General features: G+C 43.3%; 24 protein-coding genes. 22 read left to right on the top strand and 2 right to left on the bottom strand.

What is annotated here, in order from left to right:
• Positions 1-90 precede the first annotated feature (90 nt).
• From BVI01S_RS18760 to BVI01S_RS18720, 9 genes are all read left to right on the top strand, one after another.
• Positions 91-1,305 (top strand): MFS transporter, encoded by a 1,215-nt coding sequence (locus BVI01S_RS18760; protein ID WP_061811212.1) that lies wholly within the window; start codon positions 91-93, stop codon positions 1,303-1,305.
• Between the two features lie 225 nt (positions 1,306-1,530).
• Entirely contained in the window at positions 1,531-3,657 is a 2,127-nt protein-coding gene (locus tag BVI01S_RS18755) for a peptidoglycan D,D-transpeptidase FtsI family protein (protein ID WP_094075153.1), read from the top strand.
• 308 nt (positions 3,658-3,965) lie between these two features.
• Entirely contained in the window at positions 3,966-4,874 is a 909-nt protein-coding gene (locus tag BVI01S_RS18750; protein WP_034757587.1) for a phosphate ABC transporter substrate-binding protein, read from the top strand.
• Positions 4,875-4,958: 84 nt separating this feature from the next.
• On the top strand, positions 4,959-5,876 hold the full coding sequence (pstC, locus tag BVI01S_RS18745) for a phosphate ABC transporter permease subunit PstC (RefSeq protein ID WP_079531802.1): 918 nt from the start codon (positions 4,959-4,961) through the stop codon (positions 5,874-5,876).
• Positions 5,876-6,763 carry a phosphate ABC transporter permease PstA gene (gene pstA / locus BVI01S_RS18740; protein WP_034757612.1) on the top strand — a complete coding sequence of 296 codons (888 nt, stop codon included), beginning with the start codon at positions 5,876-5,878 and terminating at the stop codon, positions 6,761-6,763. Before pstC ends, pstA begins: the two co-directional genes overlap by 1 nt.
• An 18-nt stretch (positions 6,764-6,781) precedes the next feature.
• A complete protein-coding gene (gene pstB / locus BVI01S_RS18735; protein WP_034757615.1) occupies positions 6,782-7,597 on the top strand; it encodes a phosphate ABC transporter ATP-binding protein PstB in 816 nt (271 codons plus the stop codon).
• A 23-nt stretch (positions 7,598-7,620) separates the two neighbouring features.
• Entirely contained in the window at positions 7,621-8,394 is a 774-nt protein-coding gene (gene pstB, locus BVI01S_RS18730) for a phosphate ABC transporter ATP-binding protein PstB (RefSeq protein ID WP_061811211.1), read from the top strand.
• 55 nt (positions 8,395-8,449) lie between these two features.
• Entirely contained in the window at positions 8,450-9,109 is a 660-nt protein-coding gene (phoU, locus tag BVI01S_RS18725) for a phosphate signaling complex protein PhoU (RefSeq protein WP_034757629.1), read from the top strand.
• A 162-nt stretch (positions 9,110-9,271) separates the two neighbouring features.
• On the top strand, positions 9,272-11,032 hold the full coding sequence (locus BVI01S_RS18720; RefSeq protein ID WP_061811210.1) for a methyl-accepting chemotaxis protein: 1,761 nt from the start codon (positions 9,272-9,274) through the stop codon (positions 11,030-11,032).
• A gap of 43 nt (positions 11,033-11,075) precedes the next feature.
• On the opposite strand, the gene BVI01S_RS18715 is transcribed toward BVI01S_RS18720, so the two are convergent.
• Positions 11,076-11,408, bottom strand: a complete 333-nt coding sequence (locus BVI01S_RS18715; protein ID WP_061811209.1) for a hypothetical protein — start codon at positions 11,406-11,408, stop codon at positions 11,076-11,078.
• Positions 11,409-11,759: 351 nt separating this feature from the next.
• Between BVI01S_RS18715 and BVI01S_RS18710 the strand changes: the two genes are divergently transcribed.
• The 9 genes from BVI01S_RS18710 (at position 11,760) to BVI01S_RS18675 (ending at position 19,992) form a co-directional block, all read left to right on the top strand.
• A complete protein-coding gene (locus tag BVI01S_RS18710) occupies positions 11,760-12,461 on the top strand; it encodes a DUF4912 domain-containing protein (protein ID WP_061811208.1) in 702 nt (233 codons plus the stop codon).
• Complete coding sequence (locus BVI01S_RS18705; RefSeq protein WP_061811207.1) at positions 12,458-14,776, top strand: glycosyltransferase; 2,319 nt, start codon at positions 12,458-12,460, stop codon at positions 14,774-14,776. Before BVI01S_RS18710 ends, BVI01S_RS18705 begins: the two co-directional genes overlap by 4 nt.
• On the top strand, positions 14,773-15,780 hold the full coding sequence (locus BVI01S_RS18700) for a nucleotidyltransferase family protein (protein ID WP_034757637.1): 1,008 nt from the start codon (positions 14,773-14,775) through the stop codon (positions 15,778-15,780). The genes BVI01S_RS18705 and BVI01S_RS18700 overlap by 4 nt, the downstream gene beginning before the upstream one ends.
• 6 nt (positions 15,781-15,786) lie before the next feature.
• A complete protein-coding gene (locus BVI01S_RS18695; protein ID WP_061811206.1) occupies positions 15,787-16,368 on the top strand; it encodes a hypothetical protein in 582 nt (193 codons plus the stop codon).
• Between the two features lie 57 nt (positions 16,369-16,425).
• Entirely contained in the window at positions 16,426-16,575 is a 150-nt protein-coding gene (gene rpmG, locus BVI01S_RS22290) for a 50S ribosomal protein L33 (RefSeq protein ID WP_064091498.1), read from the top strand.
• A gap of 144 nt (positions 16,576-16,719) precedes the next feature.
• The gene (locus BVI01S_RS18690; RefSeq protein ID WP_061811205.1) at positions 16,720-17,286 is read left to right on the top strand and encodes a 5-formyltetrahydrofolate cyclo-ligase; all 567 of its coding nucleotides are present in this window, start codon (positions 16,720-16,722) and stop codon (positions 17,284-17,286) included.
• Complete coding sequence (locus tag BVI01S_RS18685) at positions 17,276-18,058, top strand: DUF92 domain-containing protein (RefSeq protein WP_051758200.1); 783 nt, start codon at positions 17,276-17,278, stop codon at positions 18,056-18,058. The genes BVI01S_RS18690 and BVI01S_RS18685 overlap by 11 nt, the downstream gene beginning before the upstream one ends.
• A gap of 80 nt (positions 18,059-18,138) precedes the next feature.
• A complete protein-coding gene (gene yqgO, locus BVI01S_RS18680) occupies positions 18,139-18,321 on the top strand; it encodes a protein YqgO (protein ID WP_318019851.1) in 183 nt (60 codons plus the stop codon).
• A 147-nt stretch (positions 18,322-18,468) separates the two neighbouring features.
• Complete coding sequence (locus BVI01S_RS18675) at positions 18,469-19,992, top strand: rhomboid family intramembrane serine protease (RefSeq protein WP_034760543.1); 1,524 nt, start codon at positions 18,469-18,471, stop codon at positions 19,990-19,992.
• On the opposite strand, the gene BVI01S_RS18670 is transcribed toward BVI01S_RS18675, so the two are convergent.
• Entirely contained in the window at positions 19,989-20,864 is an 876-nt protein-coding gene (locus BVI01S_RS18670) for a hypothetical protein (RefSeq protein WP_061811204.1), read from the bottom strand. The genes BVI01S_RS18675 and BVI01S_RS18670 overlap by 4 nt on opposite strands.
• 141 nt (positions 20,865-21,005) lie before the next feature.
• Between BVI01S_RS18670 and BVI01S_RS18665 the strand changes: the two genes are divergently transcribed.
• The 4 genes from BVI01S_RS18665 to BVI01S_RS18650 all read left to right on the top strand — a co-directional run bounded on the left by BVI01S_RS18665 (position 21,006) and on the right by BVI01S_RS18650 (position 25,994).
• A complete protein-coding gene (locus tag BVI01S_RS18665) occupies positions 21,006-22,466 on the top strand; it encodes a spore germination protein (protein WP_034757649.1) in 1,461 nt (486 codons plus the stop codon).
• 144 nt (positions 22,467-22,610) lie between these two features.
• The gene (locus tag BVI01S_RS18660; protein ID WP_034757652.1) at positions 22,611-22,817 is read left to right on the top strand and encodes a YqgQ family protein; all 207 of its coding nucleotides are present in this window, start codon (positions 22,611-22,613) and stop codon (positions 22,815-22,817) included.
• Positions 22,818-22,822: 5 nt separating this feature from the next.
• The gene (locus tag BVI01S_RS18655; RefSeq protein WP_061811213.1) at positions 22,823-23,791 is read left to right on the top strand and encodes an ROK family glucokinase; all 969 of its coding nucleotides are present in this window, start codon (positions 22,823-22,825) and stop codon (positions 23,789-23,791) included.
• A gap of 325 nt (positions 23,792-24,116) precedes the next feature.
• Entirely contained in the window at positions 24,117-25,994 is a 1,878-nt protein-coding gene (locus tag BVI01S_RS18650; RefSeq protein WP_061811203.1) for an LTA synthase family protein, read from the top strand.
• The last annotated feature ends 39 nt before the right edge of the window (positions 25,995-26,033 follow it).

Below are 26,033 nucleotides of genomic sequence, written 5' to 3'. Positions count from 1 at the left end.
AGAGAGGTTCTTTCAGGAACCTCTCTTTTTTTTGTATAAGTTCCTTCCCTTTTTCACAAGATAGGGGTACGTTAAAGGGGAGTTTTACACATGAGCAGCTTAAAAAGAATATTAGGTGACATTGATTTAACGAAAGATCTGACTTTGCTCCTGTTGATCGGGGGATTATACTCCTTGAGTATTGCCCTCTCGAACACATTTGTGAACATCTACTTATGGAAACAGTCAGGTGAATTCATTGATTTGGGTGTCTATAATTTAACCGTGGTCATCTTTCAGCCCCTGACATTTATTTTAGCTGGAAGGTTGGCAAAGAAAGTGGACCGGGTGATTGTATTACGCTTCGGTGTTATTTTTTTGGCTCTCTTTTACATATCCGTTTTGGCATTCGGAGAATCGGCAGAAGATTATCTTGTCGTGTTGGGAGCGTTACTAGGGATCGGCTATGGTTTCTACTGGTTAGCCTTCAATGTGTTGACGTTTGAAATCACAGAACCTGAAACAAGGGATTTCTTCAATGGCTTCCTCGGTACTCTGACGTCTGCCGGGGGGATGATCGGACCGATCCTCGCCGGTTTCATCATTTCAAGGTTTGCTTCCTTCAAGGGGTATACCATTGTATTCGGAATCTCTCTGTTTCTTTTTTTCCTCGCGGTTATTATGAGTTTCTTCCTTAAGAGGCGGCCGGCATCCGGACGCTATCTTTTCCTTAGGATTCTCGAGGAAAGAAAGCACAATCACAATTGGCGTTCCATCACCAATGCCCACTTTTTCCAGGGGTTGAGGGAAGGAACCTTCATCTTCATCATATCGGTGTTTGTATTCATCAGTACGGGAAGTGAATTTGCCATCGGAACCTTTGGATTAATCAACTCAGGCATTGCCTTTGTGGGCTATTATGTCGCTTCCAGGGTCATAAAGAAACAATTGAGGAAACGCGCCATCCTGCTAGGTGGTATCCTTCTTTATCTGGCCATATTCCTGATCGTATTTGATGTCACGTATACAAAATTATTGCTTTATGCAGGTGTCATTGCCATTGCCTATCCCATCTTGTTGGTTCCCTATATCTCTATGACATACGATGTGATCGGTACGGGATGGAACGCAGCTGAAATGAGGATCGAGTACATAGTCGTAAGGGAAATCTTCTTGAACCTGGGAAGGATCGTCTCAGTTCTTGCTTTCATTGTAGCCGTGACTTTCTTTAATCAGGAAGAGAGCATCCCGATACTTCTATTGATACTTGGGGCAGGACATACTCTGATTTACTTATTTGTACGGAAAGTTGTGCTGCCTTTATAAGGAACTTACTACAAAGAGAGGGAAAGATTTCCTCTCTTTACTTATGGCTAGATTATCCCTGACATTTTCTATAAAATAAGGGGAGGGTTAAGATGATTCTGTTCCCACCTTGTTTGCTATCCAACCAGGAACGAAACAAGGGCAGAGAGAGATTTTTACATAGAGGAAGGGCTGGAAGACTTGAAAAAAAATAAGAGAAAAAGAAAGACGCATGTTCCCGTCAGGATGAATCTGCTGTTTTTTGCTGTGTTCTTATTATTTTCCCTTCTTGTACTTAGACTTGGACTTGTTCAGATCGTGAATGGGGAAAGCTATAAAAAAGAAGTGGAAAGAACTGAAGACGTCGTGGTCAATACTGGTGTGCCACGCGGGAAAATGTATGACCGATATGGGAATGTGATCGTCGACAATATTCCGCTTAATGCCATTACGTATACACGGGCAAATAATACGAAGATCGATGAAATGATCGAAGTCGCTTCCAGGCTATCCCGGTTCATCGAAAAAGATACTGGGGACGTGACAGAGCGTGACAAAAAGGATTATTGGATCATCAAGCATCCTGAAGCAGCCGATGCAAAAGTTTCGGACGGGGAAATCAAAAAGCTCCAAAGCAATGAAGAACTGTCTGAAGATGACGTGAATAAAAAAGTGTATCAGATGAGACTCGACCGGATTACCGAGAAAGAACTGGATTCCCTCACTGAAAATGACCTTGAAATCATCGCCATTTATCGTGAGTTCTCCAGTGGCTATGCGCTGAATCCGCAGATTGTGAAGAATGAAGGAGTCACTCCGGAGGAATTCGCAACGGTCAGTGAGCATCTGAGTGAACTTCCAGGTGTCAACACGACGACAGATTGGAAGCGTTCCTACGTATTTGATGATACGTTACGGACGATTTTGGGGAACGTGTCCTCTTCAAGGGAAGGATTGCCGAAGAATTTAGTGGATTCCTATTTAGCTCAGGATTATAACCGGAATGATCGCGTAGGTAAGAGCTATGTAGAACTTGAATATGAAGATGTCCTCCAAGGACAAAAGGAACAGATCAAGAACGTAACCAAAGGCGGAAGTGTGCTCGAGTCCGTCCTTGTTCAACAAGGACAGAGAGGTAAGGATATCGTCCTTACCATCGATATGGAACTTCAGCGGGAAGTCGAAAAAATAATCGAAGAAGAATTAAGCAAACAGATTGTCCACCGGGCCGCATCTCCAGATCTGGACCGGGCATATGTGGTCATGATTGACCCGAATACCGGGGAGATCCTGGCCATGGCAGGTAAACAATATGTCAAGAACCCTGAAACAGGCAAGTACGAAATGCGGGATGCTGCACTTGGGACCTTTACATCTTCCTATGAAGTAGGTTCTGTTGTGAAGGGCGCTACGGTATTGACAGGATATATGACCGGTAAATTGACACCGGGTGAGGTTTTGATTGATGAACCGTTGAGAATCAAAGGGACTAATCCGAAAACATCCTGGTTCAATAAATACCAGCAAATCCCGATGACCGATTTATATGCACTGGAGAAGTCTTCCAACGCCTACATGTGGAAGGTTGCCTTGAAAATTGCCGGGGGCCGGTATGTACCGAATGAGCCGATTGTGAACAACCCGGCAGCGTTCGACGTGTTCAGGAATCACTACGCTCAATTTGGTTTAGGTGTCCCGACAGGCATCGACCTGCCCGGTGAATCGGCCGGTCTTACAGGAACCAAGACAGATCCCGGTTTCTTACTTGACCTCGCGATCGGTCAGTTTGATACGTACACCACCATGCAGCTGGCCCAATATGTTTCTACCATCGCGAACGATGGTTACCGTGTACAGCCACATATTATGAAGGAAATAAGGGAACCGACCAATGAAAAGGAAAACCTCGGTCCCATCCTGTTCGAGAAAGAGACGAATGTACTGAATCGAATCGATGCGACGCAGGAACAGATCGCACATGTCCAAAAAGGTTTCTACCGTGTTTATCATAACCCTGAAGGAACGGGTTACTTATTTCATGACGCACCGTATAATGCAGCGGGTAAATCCGGAACAGCCGAGACGTATATTGACGGGGAACTGAGTTATAACACCACATTGATCGGATATGCGCCTTACGATAATCCTGAGGTGGCATATGCGACTGTGGTTCCCGCGTCTCATATCCAGGCAAGCGGCGTCGCCGATCCATATGTGAATAAGTACATTTCCAGACGGGTAATGGATAAGTACTTTGAATTAAAGAAGAAACGTGCCGAAGAAGAGAAAGATCCAACTTCCGTAAACAAGAAAGTCGAGAATGCGGATGAGGCAGAAGAGCAAATGCAGAGGGAAAGAGAACAGAATAACTAATGTAACAAGCTGATTCATGGGAAAATGATGCCAGGAATCAGCTTTTTTTTGTGTGAATCATAACATTAATCAATGAATGGGTATCATACATTCATGAAAAAAAGACATTCCATTAGAACGTACATAATTTATCAAATATTGCTCAATACTAGTGTTAATAAGGGTTTAAAGCATTTATGAACCGCGGAATCATAAAAAAGATGTCGAATTTACAAAACCTTTACAATCGATTAAAACACCATTAACACTCATCTATTAATCTAGTACTCGTAGGACAAAACAACCAATATTCTAGGGGGAATTAAAGAATGAAGAACTTCAAGAAATACGGTCTGCTTTTAATCATCGCAACGCTCGTGGCATTTGCCGCTGCATGTGGGAATGGAAGCAGCACAGATGAAAATGCTGGAGACGATAAAAAAGGTTCAGAAACGTCTGGTTCAATCGTAGTTTCAGGTTCTTCTGCAATGCAACCACTTGTTGCAGCAGCAGCTGAAGAATTCATGGCAGAAAATCCCGACGCAGACATCCAAGTGAATGCTGGAGGATCTGGTACAGGATTATCCCAAGTTTCTGAAGGATCCGTTCAAATCGGTAACTCGGACGTATTCGCTGAAGAAAAAGAAGGAATCCCGGCGGACGAGTTAGTTGACCATAAAGTAGCGGTTGTAGGTATGACGGCTGCAGTTAATCCTAATGTTGGTATTGATGACATTTCAAAAGAAGATCTTAAAAAAGTATTCACAGGTGAAATCAAGAACTGGAAAGAGCTTGGTGGTAAAGATCAAAAAATCACGCTTGTAAACCGTCCTGATTCTTCTGGTACTCGCGCTACATTCGTGAAATTCGGTCTTGATGGAGAGACTCCTGCTGAAGGAATCACGGAAGACTCTTCAAACACTGTAAAGAAAATCATCAACGAAACTGATGGAGCAATTGGTTACCTTGCTTTCTCTTACTTCACAGATGACAGTGTAACTCCATTAGCAATCGATGGTGTTAAAGCAACTGACGAAAACGTACAAAAAGGTGATTTCCCAATCTGGGCATATGAACACTCTTACACTAAAGGTGAGCCTGATGGTCTAGCTAAAACGTTCCTTGATTACATGATGAGTGAAGATGTTCAAACTGGTTTATTGAAAGATCAAGGTTACATCGCTTCTACAAAGATGGAAGTAGAGCGTGACGCTGAAGGAAAACAAACAAAGAAGTAAAAGGTGAATCAATTAAATAAATTGATAGGGTAGATGCTCGAGGGCATTTACCCTATTATCTCGTATTTAGGGGTGTTTATGGATATGGAAAACAAGCTACCTGCCTCAAAGAGGCTGATCAAAAGCAATAGATCTTGGATGAACGGTGAATTTAAGGGAAGGTTCTTAGTGACATTAAGCGCAGTCATCATGATTGCCGCAACAATTTCCATCACCATTTTCTTAACTTCAAAAGGGTTGCAATCATTTATCAAAAATGGTGTAAGTCCAATTGAGTTCTTAACCAGTCCAGATTGGAGTCCTACAGGAGAAAACCCGATGTATGGCGCTTTGCCTTTCATTTTCGGATCATTTGCTGTTACGATTCTTTCTGCTTTAATTGCAGCACCGCTCGGAATCGGAGCGGCGATCTTTATGACGGACATCGCACCGTCATGGGGAAGGAAAATCATGCAGCCGATTGTAGAACTCCTTGTAGGGATTCCTTCCGTTGTTTATGGATTTATAGGACTTACAGTATTGGTTCCATTCATTCGTAACCATACATCCGGTATCGGATTTTCATTATTAGCCGGAATGATTGTATTATCCGTGATGATCCTTCCTACCATCACAACCATTGCCACTGATGCCATGAGCTCTTTGCCAAAAAGCCTGCGCGATGGATCATATGCATTAGGGGCAACAAGATGGCAAACGATTAGAAAAGTATTAATCCCGGCAGCATTGCCAACTTTATTGACAGCAGTCGTACTCGGTATGGCGAGAGCATTTGGTGAAGCACTAGCTGTTCAAATGGTCATAGGAAATACAAGAGATCTTCCTCAAAGTATAGTAGATGCGTCGGCTACGTTGACCACGATCATAACGCTGAATATGGGACATACCACTTATGGAAGCGTGGAGAATAACACACTATGGTCGATGGGTCTTATCCTATTAATCATGTCCTTCGTATTTATCTTATTAATCCGCTACTTATCATCGAGGAGGAAAGTCTAATGAATAGTAAAAGAGCAGACAAGATCGCCACTGGCGTGTTCATTGGAATCGCAACAGTCATTATCGCCCTTTTAGTGGCTCTATTCTCATATATTCTGGTGAAGGGTTTACCATATGTAACGTGGGACTTCCTTACAACCCCATCCAGTGCAGTCCGTGCCGGAGGAGGGATCCGGGATCAATTATTTAATTCATTCTATATCCTGATCATCACGATGATTATTACGGTGCCTCTTGGTGTCGGCGGAGGCATCTATATGGCTGAATACGCCAAGCCTGGCAAGATCACGAATACCATCCGTTCTTGTATCGAAGTACTGGCCTCATTACCATCTATCGTCATTGGAATGTTTGGACTATTGGTGTTCGTAAATACAACGGGTTGGGGATATACCATTATAGGTGGAGCCCTGGCACTTACGGTCTTTAATCTTCCTGTATTGGTTCGTGTTAGTGAAGATGCCATCAGAAGCGTACCGCGTGAGTTGAAAGAAGCGAGCCTTGCTCTTGGGATCACCAATTGGCACACCGTTAAAACCGTGCTCATCCCGGGTGCATTCCCATCTATCCTGACAGGAGCGATCCTTGCATCGGGTCGTGTATTCGGTGAGGCTGCTGCTCTATTATTCACAGCCGGCCTGTCGACTCCCAGATTGAATTATATGGATTGGAATCCAGTTTCCCCTACGTCACCTTTGAATCTTTTCAGACCGGCGGAAACACTGGCTGTTCACATTTGGTCAGTCAACACACAAGGATTGATTCCCGACGTAGACGAAAAAGCAGCAGGAGCCTCAGCGGTCTTGATTCTTTCAGTGTTGATCTTTAATCTGGGTGCACGTTTCATCGGAAGCTACATTCATAATAAAATGACAGCGACAAAATAATAGAAGGTGTGATAGTACATGTCGGTTCAATTAGAAACGAAACAGAAGCGCTCTTCAAGAGTGGCGGATGAAATCAAAAAAGAGACCATCATCGATGTTCAGAATTTAGATTTCTATTACGGGGATAATCACGCCGTTAAAAATATTAATATGGAAATCGAAAAAAATGCTGTAACAGCTTTGATCGGCCCTTCCGGTTGTGGGAAATCAACCTTCTTAAGAACGGTTAACCGTATGAATGACCTGGTCCCGATCGCCCGTGCAGAGGGGAAGATCATGTATGAAGATGTGAATCTTCTAGGTAAGGACATTGATGTAGTAGCCCTTCGCAAAGAAATCGGGATGGTTTTTCAGAAGCCGAATCCATTCAGTAAATCCATATACGAAAATATTGTTCATGCATTGAAATTCTCTGGAATCAAAAAGAAGAGTGTCTTGAATGATCTGGTAGAGGAAAGTTTGACCAAAGCAGCACTATGGGATGAAGTTAAAGACCGCCTCCATACTTCGGCACTCGCATTATCCGGTGGACAGCAGCAGCGTTTATGTATTGCAAGGACGATTGCTATGAAACCGACTGTCATGTTATTGGATGAGCCAAGCTCAGCACTTGATCCAATTTCAAATGCAAAAATTGAAGAATTGATCACCGATTTAAAGAAAGAGTACACGATTGTCATTGTGACCCATAATATGGGGCAGGCATCCCGTGTTTCTGATAAAACGGCATTCTTTTATAATGGTGATTTAGTGGAATTCGACCAAACCGAAAAGATTTTCACCAATCCATCAGAAAAAAGGACGGAAGACTATATTTCAGGGCGTTTCAGTTGATCATTTAGTTGGAGGGGTTTCGCGTGTCAGTAGCTACAACGCAAAAAACGGCATTTAATGTAAACGACTTAAATTTATGGTATGGAAATAACTATGCGTTAAAAAACATTACATTTCCTATTTATGATAAAGAGGTCACAGCGATCATCGGACCATCCGGATGCGGAAAATCGACATTCGTGAAAACATTGAACTTAATGAATCGTTCGGTCCCTGGGATTAAAATGTCCGGAGAAATCAATTTTGACGGGACGAATATCCTTTCAGACAAGGTTGATTTAGTTGAATTGAGAAAAAAAGTGGGGATGGTGTTCCAAAAAGGAAATCCATTTCCGCAAAGCATTTATAACAATATTACGTTCGGTCCGAAAGTGCATGGAGTCAAAAAGAAGAAAGAGCTTGATGAAATAGTGGAATCCACTTTAAAGAGTGTTGCATTATGGGACGAAGTAAAGGATCGATTAGATGCCCCGGCCATGGGTCTTTCAGGTGGTCAACAGCAGCGTCTGTGTATTGCCAGGGCACTTGCGACAAAGCCTGAAATCCTTTTGATGGACGAACCGACATCGGCTCTCGATCCCATCTCCACTGTCAAAATCGAAGAGCTGATTGGTGAGCTCAAGAAACAATATACGATTGTCATTGTGACTCATAATATGCAGCAGGCAGCAAGGGTTTCTGATAAAACAGCCTTTTTCCTATTAGGGGACTTGATTGAGCTGGACGAAACGGATAAAATATTTTCTAATCCCAGTGACAAACGAACGGAAGACTATGTATCGGGTCGATTTGGATAAAGTGCACGTTAAGAGAAAAAGGTTCTTCATCATCACTTAGCAAAGGGGAATAAGTATGGCGATAAGAAGAAATTTCGATAACAATTTAAAAGAGTTAAAAGACAAGCTTTTTGATATGGCTGATCTTGCCAAAGTGTCTTTAAAAGAGTCCGTGATTGCCTTGAAGACCCAGGACATTGAAAAAGCAGAGGAAATCATCAAAAAAGATCATCTCATCAATCAATATGATAACGAAATCAATAATCTTGCGATCATTCTCATTGCAAAGGAATCTCCTGTAGCAACGGACTTACGGAAAATCATCTCTGCATTAAGGATCTGTTCGGAAATTGAACGGATCGGGGATATGGCTACGAATATCGCGAAATCAACCCTTCATATTGGAAACCAGAAGTTGATCAAGCCGATTGAAGAAATTCCGAGAATGCTCTCGATTGCTGAAGAAATGCTCGAAGAAGCGCTAACCGCTTTTTACAGCGAGGATGCTTCCCTTGCGAAAAAAGTGGCGGATCGTGATGATGAAGTCGACGAGTTATATGGTAAATTAGTAAAAGAACTCATGACCTACATTCCGAATTATCCGAATGAAATCAGTCAGATCACCCAGTTGGCGTTTACGTGCAGATACATTGAACGCGTAGCGGATCACGTGACGAATATTTGTGAAAATGTCATTTTCTTAGTGACCGGTGAACGGTTTGATCTGAATAACTAAATGAAAAGTGTTCCTTCTGCTGAAGGGACGCTTTTTTTGCATTCTTGGATGATGTGCGTGATTTGTAAAGATTATATTAAGATAACAGTGAAAGTATAGAAAATATGGGTATTTTGGTACATATTCATAATAGACACAAAGTTATACATACAGGAGGACACAATGTCGAAAAAATCGTTTCCCTTTATGAAATATGTACCCCATATCAGAAAAATCCGTATCCTATCCAAGATGTCTTATCAACACTCTATCAAGAATAAACTTGTTTATACGTTTCTGCTTAATGCCGTACTGTTCATTTCATGTGTAGGCTTGGCCATATTCTGCATGAACGATCTGATGAAGGACATGAGATTCATGAAAGATACAGGTGAGCATTCTGTTCAAATCACGGAATTGAGCAGGCTCATTAATGCAAAAGATATACGGATTGCCGATTACATTACCTTTTTGAATGAGGAGGATGTGAAAGAGTACAGGAAACTGAGAGCGGAACTGAATGGCATGACCGATGAGACCATGAATGGACTGGGTAAAAAAGACCGGGAACTCCTTCAAAGATTTTCTGAAAATAACAAAACCATCGATGAACTATTTATTAAAGAAATTGCACCTGCAGTCGTTCGTTTAGACGAAGCCATTTATACAGATGCCAGAATGAAAATAAGTGTTCTGAGGGATCAAAACAATACATTATTAATGCAAGTAAGGGAACGGACCCTCCATAAACAGAATACAGTCTTGCAATCAACCGAAAATAATATGAACACACTCTTTTTCTTGTTGATCGGTTTTGTGATAAGTTCAATCGTCAAAAGCTTCTTCATTGTAAACCTCGTATCGAACAAGATTAATAAAAGTATCGATAAAATTCTTTCGGTGACAAAAGCCGTGGCGAAGGGAGACTTAACCCATTCCGTTCCTCCGACGGGGAGAAAGGATGAAATAGGTCAGTTGAATTCTTCCATCAGATATATGGTGGAGCGCTTGCGGGAGCTGGTCATAGGGATCAAAGACAGTTCCCACACCGTACAAAGCAACAGCCGGCATATCAAATCCCTTGCAGATTCTATAAATGCCTCCAGTCACCAGGTAGGAGATTCCATGGCACGGTTATCCGGGAGTTCTGAAGAACAAGTCGCGGCTGCTGAACAGCTGAACAATCAGTACCAAACATTCAATGATGGGGTCCTTCAAGTAGAAACGAATGGTCTTTCCCTGTCAGAACTCTCATCGCATATGCAGGGAGTCACGGTAGAAGGAATCGCATCCATGAATTCTACGACAAACCAGATCGAAATGGTGTATGGGAAAATAAAAAAAACGCATGATCTTCTGGATCGATTAGAGGAAAGCGCAATCGATATCAGCAACCTGACAAAGAGCATCAAGAAAATTGCCGATCAAACGAATCTGCTCTCCCTTAACGCTTCGATTGAGGCGGCCAGGGCCGGAGAAGCAGGTAAAGGGTTTTCAGTTGTTGCAAACGAAGTCAGGAAGCTGGCACAAGATGTAGACGCCTCGTTGATTGAAATGAATGAGAGTGTATTAAATGTTCAACATATATCCAAGGAAGTATCCAGTTCATTAAAAGACGGGTATAAAGAGCTTAGTACCGGTAAGGAATATATCCGTACAACAGGTGAACATTTCAATGAAATGAAAAAACAGGCCTCTGGTATGGATCACAATATCACGGAAATATCAGGAAGCCTGAAGATGTTAAAGGAATATATGCACCATATTCAGGGAGCATTCCAAAGCGTTTCAGCTGTAGGGAAAGAGTTCAATGACGGAACGATCACCATCAATTCCTCCATCCAGGAACAAAATGGCTTAATTGAAACCCTATATGGCCAATCAGATGACCTGACCCAAAAGGCAAACCAACTCTCTGATCTCGTGAAAACATTCAGAATGTAAAAGAAACGGCTTACTCCTTGAGTAAGCCGTTCTTGTAATCCTGCTATGAGTCCTGAATGATAGAGAGGACTTCTTGTTTGGACAGGGTGGATTGTTTTGTGATCTGTTCCACTTTTACCCCCTGCTTATAAAGGGAAATCACTTGATTCTTAATGATTTCGTTAATGGGACTCTTATGAAAGTTCATATCCCCATCCAACATGAGCTCTTCTTCCAAAACGCTTATTCTCTTCTTCAATTTATAATGCTCCTGCAGGACATTCATCGATAACTCTTCCATGTCTTTTTCAATATCGCGATACCGATCCCGTTGAAAAAACGAAATGACAAGTAATAGGATAGAGAAGCTTACTAATCCAATGAATAGGTAAGTCACTTTATCACCCCAAGATGTATTCTTCTCCTTTATTTATAGCACAGATCATGTTCCAACTCTATATGATACGTGGATAAATGTGAGGGATATCCCAATATTTTGTCGAATGTCGTGGAGAGATTTCCCAAGAAAAATGTCGTTATGGAAATGTAATCGCTTTATTATCATTTCAGCATACTAATTCATAAAAAAAATGCATGTTGAATCCTATTGCCATCATGTGTAACAAGATACGACAAAATGCGTTTATTGTAGGTTTTTCAATACGGTGTTACGATGAATTTAAGATTAATTGTCATAGTATTTAGATCCAATTCATATAATAAATGTTTCGGTTTAGGAGGAATGGTTTTGATAACAGAAATAATCAAGTTAAAGGAACAAGGTGTGTCATTCAGGAAAATTGCCAAAGAACTGAATACAACTGTGGGTAAGGTTCAGTATCAATGGGTGAAGTACCAGAAAGCATTGGAGAATGGTCCGGAACCGGCAGATGTTGAAATGATAAAACCCGAAGCATCGAAGAAACGTGTAGGAAGAGCTGCATTTGGCAGGAAGATGCCTAAGCGCAGATCAAAAAATCCGAAAGCGACGGAGTTATCTATTACGTTTTCAACTTCTTCAAGAATCTATTGTTATTGGAACATTTCCCATGAATGGATCCGGCATGTGAAGAGTCATTTTAAGATGAACTCCGACCCACAGCCATATGTTCTTCGATTATATGATATTACCTCTATTTCTTTTAATGGTCATAATCAGCATCACTATTCGGATTCATATGTACCCTTTACAGAAACTGATTGGTTTGTGAACGGATTGAAGGAAAATCGAAGCTACTGCATGGAGATCGGTTTGCGCCTGCCATCAGGGGACTTTGTTGCCTTCACTCGTTCCAATGTCATTCATACACCAAGAACCTCTCATCATCAGGAGGCGCATAGTATGAAAGAGTTGATGGAATACGAGCAGGGGTTAATCAGGGAACCAAAATGGGTTGAGCATGTCAGCACATATTCGTATTATGTCATGAATGGGGAGGAAAAGGCATGAAGGCTCTTTCAGAAATCATCGTGTATCCAACATGTAATGAATGTTCATTTTCTCAAGTGTTTGAACGGGAAGATATGCTTACTGCATTACTCATAGAGAATGGTGAATTGATCGATTTCCTTGATCGGAATGAAGGTAGTTCCATTCCTGTCGTATTGAATCCCCTCCTTTTCTCCCTTTTTATGAGCGAAGAGTTTAAAGAGAGGGCGAACGCCATCATTCAAGGCCACCTCCTGCAAGCAGACTCTCATGATAAACAGAAGTGGCAGCTCATCTATTCACAGTGGTCCACTTATGATATGAATCTCGTACAAGCCTACAAACATCTCGCAGTGGAAGGGAAGGCAACCGTCATCCCCACGGCGTTAAGCCCGTTCCCATTAACCCATTACCGGACTCCAAGAGCCATCGAATCCCAGGTCCGGATGAGTACGTTATTATTCAAACAATATTTCCAAATGATCCCTAAATCGTTCTGGTTACCTCAAGCCGCATATGTACCGGGGATTGATCTTTATCTCACTCAGCAAGGCATCGAGTATACATTCATTTCTTCTTTTTCCTATGAACATAGTGAAAAGGAACAGCACAGAGGGGTCAGCAGGACGCCGAGAGGGTTGAAGCTTATTCCTGTTAGGGAGGGCATCGACGCCCTGGAGGAAGGCAATACACTTTCAATCGTCTTTGTAAAGTCGCTATCAGACTATGATGCATTAATGAAACTGGATAGAGGAGATGACCGTCATACAATGGAAGCCATGATGGAAGAACCTACCGCTCTTTCAAGGGTCGGCTTCGGGTATCTTGGAATGGAGAAACAGGTACCGATCATGACCGATTCAGCCATTCGGAATATCCGTGTGGTCCATCGCATGGAAGAGCAGCTGGAAAATATGGTGGCGCTGTCAGAAGAAACAGAGTGGACCTTTCAGATTATAAGGGAATGGATCTCTAGCATAGAAGGTTTTAAAGATGACAATGGAATATCCACGGTCCATTTCGACCGGTTGCTTCAACAAGTCATGGATGGGCACAAGGATGGACATCTCCTTCTTCATCGGAAGAGAATGATGCCTTTTCCATCTGACGAAATCCTTGAGAAACTCTCCATTGGAATGAAGGGAGACGTGGAAGAGAAGCATGATTCCGTACTGATCCTTTCCTGGGAGTATCCACCGAATATCGTGGGTGGATTATCGAGACATGTGTATGACTTAGCCAACAATCTTGTGAAAAAGGGAAAGCATGTGCATGTTCTTACCACCATGGCCAATGATGCCCTTCCCCTTGAGAAAATGGAAGGTGTCACAATTCATCGGGTGCATCCTTTGCATCCATATGAAGAAGATTTCTTTAAGTGGGTATTCGATTTGAATCAGTCCTTCATTCAGTACGCCCATGACCTGATACGAGATGAACGAATCACCCATATCCATGCACATGATTGGATCGTATCGACATCAGCGATGAAGCTGAAAGACTATTATGCCCTTCCACTTATTACTACGATCCATGCTACTGAACATGGCAGGAATCAAGGGATTTATACGGATTTGCAACACAAGATCCACGGGGAAGAGCAGCTTCTCATCGGAGCATCCGATCATCTCATCGTCTGCAGTGAGCATATGAAGGACGAAATCAAGAGCTTATTCACGATAGAAGCACCAATTGCCGTCATACCGAATGGTGTGGAACTGGAGAAACTGGATCAGTCTTCTCCGTACACCCTTTCCAAACCATCGAAGCCGTACTTTTTTTCAATCGGAAGGATGGTCCATGAGAAAGGGTTTGAGACGATCATCCGTGTAGCTTCACGGTTAAAGAGTGCTGGGTATGACATCTCCTTTGTCATAGCAGGGAAGGGTCCGATGCTCGAGCAATACCGAAAGGCTGTGATCGAGGAGGAACTCTCGGATAGCGTCTCATTCGTCGGATACGTCTCGGATAGGGAACGGAATGATTATTTGAAAAATTGTCTAGCCGTCATCTTCCCGAGTTTGTACGAACCGTTCGGGATCGTTGCCCTGGAGGCGATGGCCTTCCGGAAAGGCGTGGTCGCTTCGAATACAGGTGGGCTTAAGTCCATTGTGAAACATGAACAAACCGGATTATTATTTGAACCAAATCAGGAACATAGTCTCTATACTCAATTGATTTCATTAATTGAAAATCCGCGGAAATCCGAACAACTGGGTGAACTGGGCTTTAAAATGGCTCAGTCCATGTTCAGCTGGGACCGGATCGCAGACCAGACCATTCATGTATATGATGATGTGCTCCTTCAATCAAAAGTGGAGGGTATAAAAAGATGAAGGCGGTTATATTGGCAGGTGGAGAAGGCAGGCGATTAAGGCCATATACGATGTCCGTTGCGAAGCCCATGGTCCCGATTCTGAATAAGCCAATACTTGAATATAGCATTAACCTCCTGAGTTCTTATGGAATAAAAGATATATTGATTACGACTTGTTATAAAAGTGAAACCATTAAAGATTACTTTGGAGACGGGAAACGGTTCAATGTGAATATCACGTATCTTGAAGAAAGATCCCCACTCGGGACAGCAGGCGGCATATTCCTAGCGCGACACAGGCTTCGAGAACCGTTCCTTGTTCTTAGCGGGGATGCGTTTACCAATATTCCCATTGACAAGGTCATTGAGTTCCATTATGAGAAAAGAGCGGTCATGACCGTCGTCTCAAAGGAAGTGGAGAATCCAAAGGAATACGGAATCTGTCATACGGACGAAACCCGCAAATTAGTCGATTTTATCGAAAAGCCCGAAGAGTGGGTGGGCAATGAAGTCAATACAGGTGTTTATATGCTTGATCCACGGCTTTTGGACCGCTATGCCCACATTGGGGCCAAAGATTTCGGGCAGGATTTCATTCCCCGTCTCCTGTTGAATAATGAAGAAGTATACGTATTCAAGACGAGTGCTTATTGGAGAGATATCGGTAGCCCGGAAGAATATAAGTGTGCAAGGGACGATCTTATGAGGGGACATTTCTCCCCTCCCTCTTTTAAGAAAGGCTTCCATCATTCGAAGGGATTGATGGAGCCTTTCATTACCCGACTGCAGGTAGCCTGTCCAAATGGGAAGAAACCGATGGTCCTTGCAAAACTGCTTGAGACGGTTCCATCTTCCTCCAATCAGAAAGAGATTGTATTCGACCACAGGGATGGGGGCCGAACGAAAATCATAAGTGATCCAAAGAGAGGATTCATCATCTATTCCAATGCGGACAGAAGGAATCTGGCAAGGGAGTTTGCAAGATATTACGGAAAAAAAATAAAAATCTGGCAAAAGGTGTAGAGGCTAATGAGGGAGAACCGGAATCGAACGTTTCATATTCAAGGAATAGCCTGGAACAAGAGAAATGAGTATACTCCTATTCACTCTGACAAGTGCTCCTCCCTTACGGATATTAACGTAAGGGTGAAAGAAGAAGCTGAGGGGTGGGGGGACTCCTATGTATTCGAAATGGAGAATATGTCGAAAGAAACCCGCCGTCTGAAAGTTTTCTTTCTCATCGAGTGGCTCGCCTGCAAAGAAGATGGAGTGGGGGTCCTGTCCCTTTCGAAGGATACATTCTGGAATTACAGCGGTAGACGGGTTGCCATCACCAATATTGTTTCCTGTGCCGAATCTGTCAAGAAAACCATCTATCCCCTTAATCTGAAGGGGCTTAAACTTTGGAAGAAATCCTTAAGCAAAGGTAGCTTATACTACTATCCCATAACAAATGGCCTCAATATGATGGTGTATATGCTGGATTTCTCTTTCAAGCCATTTGAAGTGAAACAGGGGAAAGTATATGCGATTGAAGGTGAGATGGAAGAAGAGGTTGCAAATTTAAGTGATAGAATTAAAAACGGACTAGCATTTCCCGGTGAAAAGTGATATTATATAAAAGTCGTATGAATAGTAGAAGATGTATATGTTTGGAGGGAAATTATAATGCGTGTAAACATTACTTTGGCTTGCACAGAAACTGGTGAGCGTAACTATATTACTACTAAGAACAAGCGTAACAACCCAGACCGTTTAGAGCTAAAAAAATATTGCCCGAAATTAAAGCGTGTGACTCTTCACCGCGAAACGAAATAAGCAGCCGGATTTTATCCGCTGCTTTTTTTTATGCTTTATTAGGTTCTAGAGCAATGACTTTTCCGAAAAGTGGTGGACTGGCTGTCGCATTTAGGCTGGAAATCCATTAAAATAATTTCAGGATCGTAAGCATGGAGGGATCATATGTCTAAAAAGGAAATGCGGAAATCTCAGCTGCAAATATTACAATCCATTGGCCATCTTGCATTTCAACAAAAATGTTTTGAAATAGAACAACGTCTTTTTGATTCTCCCGAGTGGAAGCAAAGCAGTACGGTTTCGATCACCATTTCAAGGCCTCCGGAACTCGATACTTGGAATATCATTAAGAGGGGCTGGGAAGAAGGGAAGACAATGGTCGCGCCAAAGTGCCTGCCAGAGGACCGACGGTTGATTTTTTATAAACTGAATGATTTTCATCAGTTGGAACAATCATATTTCAATTTGTTTGAACCGGACCCCGCGAAGTCCGTCGCTGTACATAACGAATCGATTGAATTGATGATTGTCCCTGGGTTATCTTATACAAACGCGGGTTTCCGTCTTGGGTTTGGCGGGGGATATTATGATCGGCTGCTTTCAGCCTTTTCAGGAATGACGATGTCACTTGCCTTCGAAGAGCAGATGGTCGAATCATTGCCGATTGAATCCTTTGATATGCAGGTATCAACCATCCTGACGGAATTGAGACGGATCGATTGTGAAGATTGAGTTATTCCTGCTTCTTCTCTTTATCCTTGCCATCGCGATTGCAGGATGGAGAACAAAGAATTTAAGTAGATCAGGGGCTTGGATGGCGGTGTTGATCGGGCTTGTCATTGGGTTTGCCTATGGTTTCCGGGGCTTATTTGTATTGGGGGCTTTCTTCCTTTCTTCAAGTATTTGGTCTCATCTATTCAAGAAGGACAAGATCGGGATAGAGGACCGGCTTGCTAAGACGTCCACACGGGATTGGCAGCAAGTATTGGCCAACGGCGGTCCTGCAGCATTTTTCGCCATGTTGTTCAGCTTGACTGGGGAAAGCGTATGGACATTTGCTTTTGTTGCATCGATTGCAGGGGCAAATTCGGATACTTGGGCTTCTGAAATCGGTCCCCTGAGTCGGAAACATCCTTATTCCATAAGGTCATTCGAGAGAGTTCCAAAAGGTACATCGGGAGCCGTTTCACTTATCGGTACGATCGCGGCGGTCATGGGTGCAGCCTTTATCGCACTGACAGCCCTGGTCATGCTGGAGGCTATGGATGCTACGCTTTTTCTATTGATCACACTTTCCGGGTTTCTTGGAAATCTCCTGGATACATGCTTGGGGGCATATGTACAATTGGATTACAGGTGCCGGGTGTGCGGGTTACAGACGGAATCGACTGTCCACTGCGGACAGCAAACCGAAAGGACGAAGGGCTACTGGATGAACAATGAACTTGTCAATGCCCTTTCAAGCGTAATGTCCGGAGTGATCCTGCTTCTCCTCTATTGGTAGCAGGCAAAAAAATCCCAGGTTTAGATAAATTTATGGGATAAGCTAATCGGTTATGATCCAAACTATAAGCAGGAGGGATCATGATGAACGGATGGACAAAATGGTTAGTGCTCGGAGGTTTGGTTCTTTTTCTGGTTCCGAATCGATATCGTTTGTTAAACCTGTTATTAGGGAATTTTCTACTACGCAAATTTGCCGTAAGAGCGGCCATGGGAATACCCGGTATACGCTCGAAATTCATTCAGGGCGCATTCCGCTCTTGACCAAACAAAAAAAGACTGCAGGAGGGCCATACCCCATTCCTGCAGCCTTTTTTGTTTACACATCAAAAACAGGTTCGGTATAGTAGGGAGAGACGCGTTTATTTGATGTCGGTAGGTTAAAAGAGTAAAAAGAAAGTAGTGGATGATGTGGATTTACGTTATCATTATTTATTTTGGAAAGTAGCCCACTATTTAGTGGAATATAAACACTATCGGATCCTGAATATTTCCCCCGACCAGGATGAAATATGGTTGGAGAATTCAGGCATGAAAGAAGGAAATATCGTCCGGATCGTTCGAAAGGACCTCGATTGGGGTAACTGGGTCAAGAGGGATCTGGAATTGACCTCCATGAATGGAGAAAAAATCAGGAAAACCCTGAGGAAAAGGCAGCTTCACATCAAGAATCTCTACATATCTACTTATCCACCCGTCGATGGGGATCCAGGTCTATTCCTCGACCCGGTGAATCGTCATAAAACGACCATTCAGCCCATTCTCCTTGATGGAGATGAAAGTGTGGAAAAGCTTAAAGCCCATCCACTATTCCATGATGGAGAATGGGTTCTCCCCCCTGAAGTGTTGGAGGCGAATGTGGATTGGATCAAAAATATGACCATGACGTCTTCCTCCAGGCAAATTCAGAAAGAGAGACAGCTATTTGAGAGAGGGAAACCGTTTTTCACTTATCTCTTTATTGCCGTTCAAGTGATCATGTTCCTCATTCTTGAAATGAATGGAGGGAGTAAGGACCCGGAGACGCTCATTCAATTCGGTGCAAAATATAACCCCCTCATGATTGAAGGGGAATGGTGGCGCCTCGTCACGCCCATCTTCCTGCATATAGGATTACTGCATCTCTTAATGAACACACTGGCCCTTTATTATCTCGGAATGGCAGTGGAGAAAATGTTCGGCAGGCTTCGGTTCGTGCTCATTTATATGCTGTCGGGAGTCGCTGGCACCCTTGCAAGCTTCCTGTTTACATCCAATCTTTCAGCAGGGGCCAGTGGGGCGATTTTCGGCTGTTTCGGCGCCCTCCTGTACTTTGGGGTATTACATCCGAACGTTTTCTTCCGCACCATGGGCACCAATATCATTGCGGTCATCTTATTGAACCTGGTCCTGGGATTCAGCCTTCCAGGCATTGATAATGCGGGTCATATCGGGGGTCTTATCGGAGGGTTCCTTGCGGCAGGGATCGTCAGTCTGCCAAACGCCATCCGGCCGGTGCGTCAGCTCCTGTTTCTGCTCGGAAGCATTCTACTAACAGGTACATTGGTATGGAATGGGATCGGAGGGGATTCAAGCTCCTGGGACGTCGATACGGCAAATGGTGTCGCCCAGGAAAAAATATCGAACCAGGAGTGGAAAGAGGCCGAGGACATTCTTTCCCCTGTGGTGGAGGAAGGGTCCCCGGATGCCCAAACCTATTTCTATCTTTCTTATGCTGAAATCAAGCAGAATAAATTGGCACCGGCGAAGAAGCATTTGAAAGCTGCGCTCGAAGAAGATGATCGATTCCATGAAGCCCACTACAATCTTGCGTTAATCCTGATCGATTCCGGGGAGAGGGAAGAAGCTCTCCTTCACGCAAAAAAAGCCTATGAATTAAATAGGCAGGATAAAAATTATGAGAAACTTTATAAAGAGTTGCAAGGGAGCGATTAAGATATCAGCTGTCTGAGAAAGGACGCGTCCCCGTTTTGATCAACGAGGAGTACAAGGACTTCCTTTTTATCTTTTTTTACCAATAGGAGAGGAATGGCACTGTCGATGGAATCCACGACTGAGCCATCCTCTTTTTTAATTCCTAAATAATAGTTTTTATAGAGTCCTTCCCATAGATTCCCGATCAGGCGATCCCATTCCTGTCTGGTGAATCCTTCCAAGGGACGGCCATCATACATCGGGAGACTGGTCAGGGGGATGGGGGTGTATTCATCGGCTGGGATACCCATAGAGGTGATGGCTTTTTCCCATAAATATTCGAGTTGTTGGGACGTCACCTTGTCCAGGATATTCTTCCACTCTTTTTCTGCGCTGTTCCCCGGTTGCCTGAAGGCATTCAATGGGCTGAAATTGGAATCAATCACGTACAGGGTATCTTCGGACATCTTCTGGGCACTGGTGAACTCCGTGTCAGATTCATGTATTTCTGAATAGTGAAAAGATACAGCCTGGAGAATGCTGCTATCTTTCCCCTTTATCGTCGATTCCTCTACAATCTGATCGGTATCTTGTTCCCATTCATTCATCAGACCCTTCAATCTCCCGTTCATATATAAAAAACCGACATCCTGACGTAAATAGGCAGGAGTATCAAGCTTTGAAGTGACCTTCCAATTCACTTCATAATGATCATTTTTCTTTTCCGGTTGGAGCATGAGAATCGTCGTGGCCGATTCATAAGATACGTTCTCATTGATGGGAAAGAAAATGATGCTCTCCCTGGTTTGCGGCTTGTAAATAAATTGAATGCCCAGGGCCACTATACACATGATCACCAGAAATGGCATTGCTTCTTTCAGCCTATCCTTCATTTTGTTCACTCCAGTGGTTTGTCCATTTTCTACATAGTATGAATCGATGGAATTGAATATGATAGGATGTATGATTTCAAGCTTCTTTGTCTAGGATGGTAAGGTTGGAAAATCATGTAAAGGTATTGGGAGTGAAGGCTAATGTCGAATGAAAAGAAAAAGCCTGTCTCTACTCAGATTGAAGAAAACACCAATTATTTAAGGGATACCTTGGCAGTGGACAAGAGCTTTGATGTCATTCAATTGGATCTTGAGTATGCAGAAAGAAAAATGGCCATGTTTTTAGTGGATGGCTTCGTTAAAGATGATATTATGCATTATCTGATGAAGCTCTTATCTGGACTCAGTCCTGAACAATTGGAAGAGGATACTCTGGAAAAGCTTTTGAAGACGTATATTCCTTATATAGAGATTGAACAAGTAGATGACTTGAATCAGGTGATCGATTTAGTATTGGCAGGTCCGACAGCCCTTGTCGTGGACGGCATTGACAAGGTTATCATGATTGATGCAAGGACATATCCTGTCAGAGGGCCTCAGGAACCTGATTTAGAACGGGTCGTACGGGGTTCGAGGGACGGATATGTCGAGACGATTGTATTTAATACAGCATTGACAAGGCGGAGGGTGCGCGATCCTTCTCTTCGGATGGAATACATGCAAATAGGCAGAAGATCCAAAACGGATATCGTTGTCAGTTATATAGAAGACATTGCCGATCCCAATTTGGTGCACAAAATCAAGGATGCGCTCTCGAAGATCGATACAGACGGTCTTCCCATGGGGGAGAAAACGTTAGAAGAATACATTGCGGGACGGCATTGGAATCCCTATCCGCTGGTCCGGTACACGGAAAGACCTGATACTGCGGCGTCCCACCTATATGAGGGGCATGTCCTCATCATGGTGGATGGATCTCCGAGTGTTCTCATCACCCCGACCACGTTCTGGCATCATCTTCAGCATGCCGAGGAATACAGGAATAAACCTTCTGTTGGGGCTTATCTGCGTTTTGTAAGGTTTATTGCGGTGTGGTCATCGATCTTTTTATTGCCCCTCTATTATTTATTTGCGATCCACCCGGAGCTCCTGCCGGAACCCATGGCCTATATTGGTCCGAATGATGTAGGGGAAGTCCCCCTATTCCTTCAATTCCTCATCATTGAGGTGGGGATCGATATTTTAAGGATGGCCGCCATACACACCCCGTCTTCCCTTGCAACCGCCCTTGGGCTCGTTGCAGCATTGATGATTGGGCAGGTTGCCGTTGAAGTCGGGCTGTTCATTAATGAAGTCATACTTTACCTGGCCATCGCTGCCATCGGTACGTTCTCTACGCCGAGTTATGAGATGAGTCTGGCTAACCGACTGGTGCGGATCTTCCTATTGATATGCACGGCGTTATTTGGTGTTTATGGATTTGTGGTAGGTGTATTCTTATGGATCATCATGCTTTCAAGAATGAGTTCGTTTGGCATTCCATATATGTGGCCATTTATTCCATTCAATCTCAGAGCATTCAGGGACGTATTCCTTCGTTCCCCGATTCCCCTTAAGAACAGGCGGCCGCGATTCCTGCACCCGAAAGATCCGGATCGTTAGACATGATAGAAAAGAGATTTTCTTACTGGATATTCCTTTAAGGAAATCTCTTTTTGTTTTGTGCCTGTACGGGTTTGTTTAGGATTGAGAAGAAAGCGGTTTTCACTTATACTTTATAGGGAAGAAGAGAAAGCAGGTGTATGCATGAAAACGATTTATGATATCCAACAGCTCCTCAAAAGTTATGGAACGATCATATATGTTGGGCATCGTCTTTCCGACCTGCAACTGATGGAAGGCGAATTAAAGGAACTCTACCAATCCCAACTGATTGATACCCGGGATTTTCAGACCGCTTTATTTTTGTTGCGTCATGAAATAGCGATTGAAAAAGAAAAACAGGACAGGTGATAATGATGACAGAAAAATGGTTAGTTGGAGTTGACTTAGGGGGAACGACGACGAAGATAGCGTTCTTAAGTAAATACGGTGAGCTTTTACATAAATGGGAAATCCCCACTGACAAATCGGAAAACGGTAAAAATATCATTGTGAATATTGCGAAAGCGATCGATCAAAAGCTCGAGGAGTTGGACCAAAGCAGAGATAAACTGGTTGGTATCGGAATGGGGGCACCTGGACCCGTCGATACGGCAAAAGGAATCATTTATGAAGCGGTCAATTTAGGATGGGAGAATAATACACCATTAAAAGATCTGCTCGAAGTCGAAACAGGTTTGCACGCAGTCATCGATAACGATGCAAACTGTGCGGCACTCGGTGAAATGTGGAAGGGTGCAGGAGACGGGGCGAAGGACATTGTCTGTGTGACATTAGGAACGGGCGTCGGAGGCGGTGTGATTACAAATGGCGATATCGTCCACGGTGTAAAAGGAGCAGGTGGTGAAATCGGCCATATCACCGTCGTACCGGAAGGCGGATACCAGTGTAATTGCGGGAAGACAGGGTGTCTTGAAACCGTTGCTTCAGCAACCGGTGTCGTCCGACTCGCAAATGAAAAATTGGATGCCACTGAGCAAGAATCAACGCTTCGTGCCCTCAGGGATTCTCACGGCTCAATCAGCGCCAAAGATATCTTCGATGCGGCAAGAAACCAAGATGGACTAGCCCTGGCAGTCATTGATCAATTAGCCTTCTATCTCGGTTTATCCCTTGCGAACCTCGGGAATGGCCTGAACCCTGAAAAAATCGTGATCGGTGGGGGAGTCTCTAAAGCAGGGGACATCTTATTACAGCCGGTCGTTAAATTCTTTAAACAGTTTTCATTCCCGACTGTCCGTACCTCTACACACTTAAGCATTGCCACGCTTGGAAATGATGCCGGTGTTATCGGGGCAGCCTGGCTGGTCAAGAACAAGATCTGATTTGACCTTAAAGTGAGATTCGAAAGAGAGCTTTCCTTTATGGAGAGTTCTTTTTTATTTGGATTAGTAGTCTGAAACACCTAATGACAAATGAACTGTTTTTATATAATGCTGTTTAATTTGAAACTTTTAATGGTTTCATCCGTCTAATAGTATGGGTAGGAGAATAAGGCATCCACGATTATACACCTTCAATATGTATCCACGTTTGACGTTATGTAAATAAATAATGAAGATGAGTCAATGTTACATCCGGAATAATTCCTTATGAAATCATGAAAGTGTTACATACGATTGAACCGTTTGTAGCAAGGAGGTTGAATAAATGAATGTGAAAAAAATTCCAAAGGTCCCGCTTATCATTATCGCTGCATTGTTCCTTTGGATCAAAACGTATATTGTCTACAAAACGAGTTTTGACATAAAGATCGAAAACGCACTCCAGGAACTGATTCTATTCATTAACCCGCTAAGTTTTTTACTTTTCATCTTCGGAGTGGGGTTACTTCTTAAAAAGGATAAGTCTCGCACCCGGTACATCATCACGGCAAGCTTCGTCCTTTCATTTATCCTGTACGGAAACGTAGTATTTTATCGTTTCTTTGATGACTTTTTGACAATGCCCGTCCTCTTCCAAACAAGTAATTTCTCTGATTTGGGCACGAGTGCCAGTGCAATCATGAGCTGGAAGGACGTTTTCTATTTCACCGATGTAATCGCATTAATTCTCATCATAAAGTTGAAACCAACCTGGTTTTCTTTACAGAATTACTCTAAAGCCAATCGACGCGCTTATTTCCTCGTTGCAACAGCACTGGTTTTCTTTAACCTGGGATTGGCAGAATCGGAAAGGCCTCAGCTTCTGACCAGGACATTTGACCGGGAAATGCTGGTCAAGAATATCGGAACCTATAATTATCATGTATACGATCTTTTCCTGCAATCCAAATCTTCCGCCCAGAGAGCCCTCGCAGATGGAAGTGAACTGGCAGATATCGACAACTACGTCAGAGCGGGTTACGCCCGCCCAGATAAAGAAATGTTCGGGGTAGCGAAAGACAAGAACTTAATCATTGTCTCCCTTGAATCACTGCAGAATTTTGTCATCAACAGTGAAGTGAATGGCCAGGAAATCACGCCTTTCCTTAATGATTTCATAGGGGAAAGCTACTATTTTGATCAATTCTACCATCAAACCCAGCAAGGGAAGACGTCCGATTCCGAGTTCATCATGGACAACTCCCTTTATCCCTTGAACCGGGGTGCGGTTTTCTTTACCCATTCCGGGAATGAGTTTGAGTCCATGACGGAAAAACTTGGGGAGAACGGATATTATACATCGGCCATGCACGCCAATAATAAAAGTTTCTGGAATCGTGACATCATGTATGATTCCCTGGGATATGACCGGTATTATTCGTTACCGGATTATGATGTGACAGAAGAAAACTCCGTGAACTGGGGCATGAAGGATATCCCGTTCTTCGAGCAGTCCGTGGAGCATATGAAACAAATGCCTCAACCGTTCAGTACGAAGCTGATCACCTTAACGAACCATTATCCTTTCACGCTTGATGAAGAAGATAAGTTAATCGATCCTTACACTTCCCATGACGGTACGGTGAATCGTTATTTCCAAACCGTCCGTTACATGGATGAAGCGGTGAAGAACTTCATTGCGGACTTAAAGGAGTCCGGTTTGTACGACAATTCCGTCATCGTGATGTATGGGGACCATTATGGGATTTCAGAGAATCACAACAAAGCGATGAGTCAATATCTCGGTAAAGACATCACACCGTTCGTAAGCACACAGCTTCAAAAGGTGCCGCTGATCATCCACGTTCCCGGTGAGGAAGGGAAGACCATTTCGAAGGTGTCCGGACAAATCGACTTAAAGCCGACCATCATGCATCTTCTCGGCATCGATACCAAAAAGGATATCCAATTTGGTTCGGATCTCTTCTCAGATGACCATGAAGACCTGGCCATACTCCGTGACGGCCGGTTCATCTCGAAGAACTATGTATATGCAGGGGAAAAATGCTGGAATAAGGAAACGGAAGAAAAAACCGATATGAAGTATTGTGAACCCTTTAAAGAACGAGTCAATAATGAGCTGGAATACTCCGATAAGATCATTTATGGAGATCTGCTCCGCTTTTATGGGGAAACCGAATATCGTGATAACGATGAATCATAAAGTACAAGCCTGCGAAAATTTTAGGTTCTATAATATTTT

Source organism: Rossellomorea vietnamensis NBRC 101237, from assembly GCF_001591825.1.
GTDB lineage: Bacteria > Bacillota > Bacilli > Bacillales > Bacillaceae_B > Rossellomorea > Rossellomorea vietnamensis.
The sequence above is the reverse complement of the archived record's forward strand: the minus strand, read 5'-3'. Positions and strand labels throughout refer to the sequence as shown.

Bases quoted from the DNA above. Each gene is read 5' to 3' on its own strand.
- yqgO (WP_318019851.1), top strand. From the start codon at position 18,139: ATGATGAACGGATGGACAAAATGGTTAGTGCTCGGAGGTTTGGTTCTT.
- rpmG (WP_064091498.1), top strand. From the start codon at position 16,426: ATGCGTGTAAACATTACTTTGGCTTGCACAGAAACTGGTGAGCGTAAC.
- BVI01S_RS18650 (WP_061811203.1), top strand. From the start codon at position 24,117: ATGAATGTGAAAAAAATTCCAAAGGTCCCGCTTATCATTATCGCTGCA.
- BVI01S_RS18700 (WP_034757637.1), top strand. From the start codon at position 14,773: ATGAAGGCGGTTATATTGGCAGGTGGAGAAGGCAGGCGATTAAGGCCA.
- BVI01S_RS18755 (WP_094075153.1), top strand. From the start codon at position 1,531: ATGAATCTGCTGTTTTTTGCTGTGTTCTTATTATTTTCCCTTCTTGTA.
- BVI01S_RS18705 (WP_061811207.1), top strand. From the start codon at position 12,458: ATGAAGGCTCTTTCAGAAATCATCGTGTATCCAACATGTAATGAATGT.
- BVI01S_RS18695 (WP_061811206.1), top strand. From the start codon at position 15,787: ATGAGGGAGAACCGGAATCGAACGTTTCATATTCAAGGAATAGCCTGG.
- BVI01S_RS18690 (WP_061811205.1), top strand. From the start codon at position 16,720: ATGTCTAAAAAGGAAATGCGGAAATCTCAGCTGCAAATATTACAATCC.
- BVI01S_RS18760 (WP_061811212.1), top strand. From the start codon at position 91: ATGAGCAGCTTAAAAAGAATATTAGGTGACATTGATTTAACGAAAGAT.
- BVI01S_RS18670 (WP_061811204.1), bottom strand. From the start codon at position 20,864: ATGAAGGATAGGCTGAAAGAAGCAATGCCATTTCTGGTGATCATGTGT.
- pstB (WP_034757615.1), top strand. From the start codon at position 6,782: ATGTCGGTTCAATTAGAAACGAAACAGAAGCGCTCTTCAAGAGTGGCG.
- BVI01S_RS18665 (WP_034757649.1), top strand. From the start codon at position 21,006: ATGTCGAATGAAAAGAAAAAGCCTGTCTCTACTCAGATTGAAGAAAAC.
- pstA (WP_034757612.1), top strand. From the start codon at position 5,876: ATGAATAGTAAAAGAGCAGACAAGATCGCCACTGGCGTGTTCATTGGA.
- phoU (WP_034757629.1), top strand. From the start codon at position 8,450: ATGGCGATAAGAAGAAATTTCGATAACAATTTAAAAGAGTTAAAAGAC.
- BVI01S_RS18655 (WP_061811213.1), top strand. From the start codon at position 22,823: ATGACAGAAAAATGGTTAGTTGGAGTTGACTTAGGGGGAACGACGACG.
- pstC (WP_079531802.1), top strand. From the start codon at position 4,959: ATGGAAAACAAGCTACCTGCCTCAAAGAGGCTGATCAAAAGCAATAGA.
- BVI01S_RS18660 (WP_034757652.1), top strand. From the start codon at position 22,611: ATGAAAACGATTTATGATATCCAACAGCTCCTCAAAAGTTATGGAACG.
- BVI01S_RS18720 (WP_061811210.1), top strand. From the start codon at position 9,272: ATGTCGAAAAAATCGTTTCCCTTTATGAAATATGTACCCCATATCAGA.
- BVI01S_RS18750 (WP_034757587.1), top strand. From the start codon at position 3,966: ATGAAGAACTTCAAGAAATACGGTCTGCTTTTAATCATCGCAACGCTC.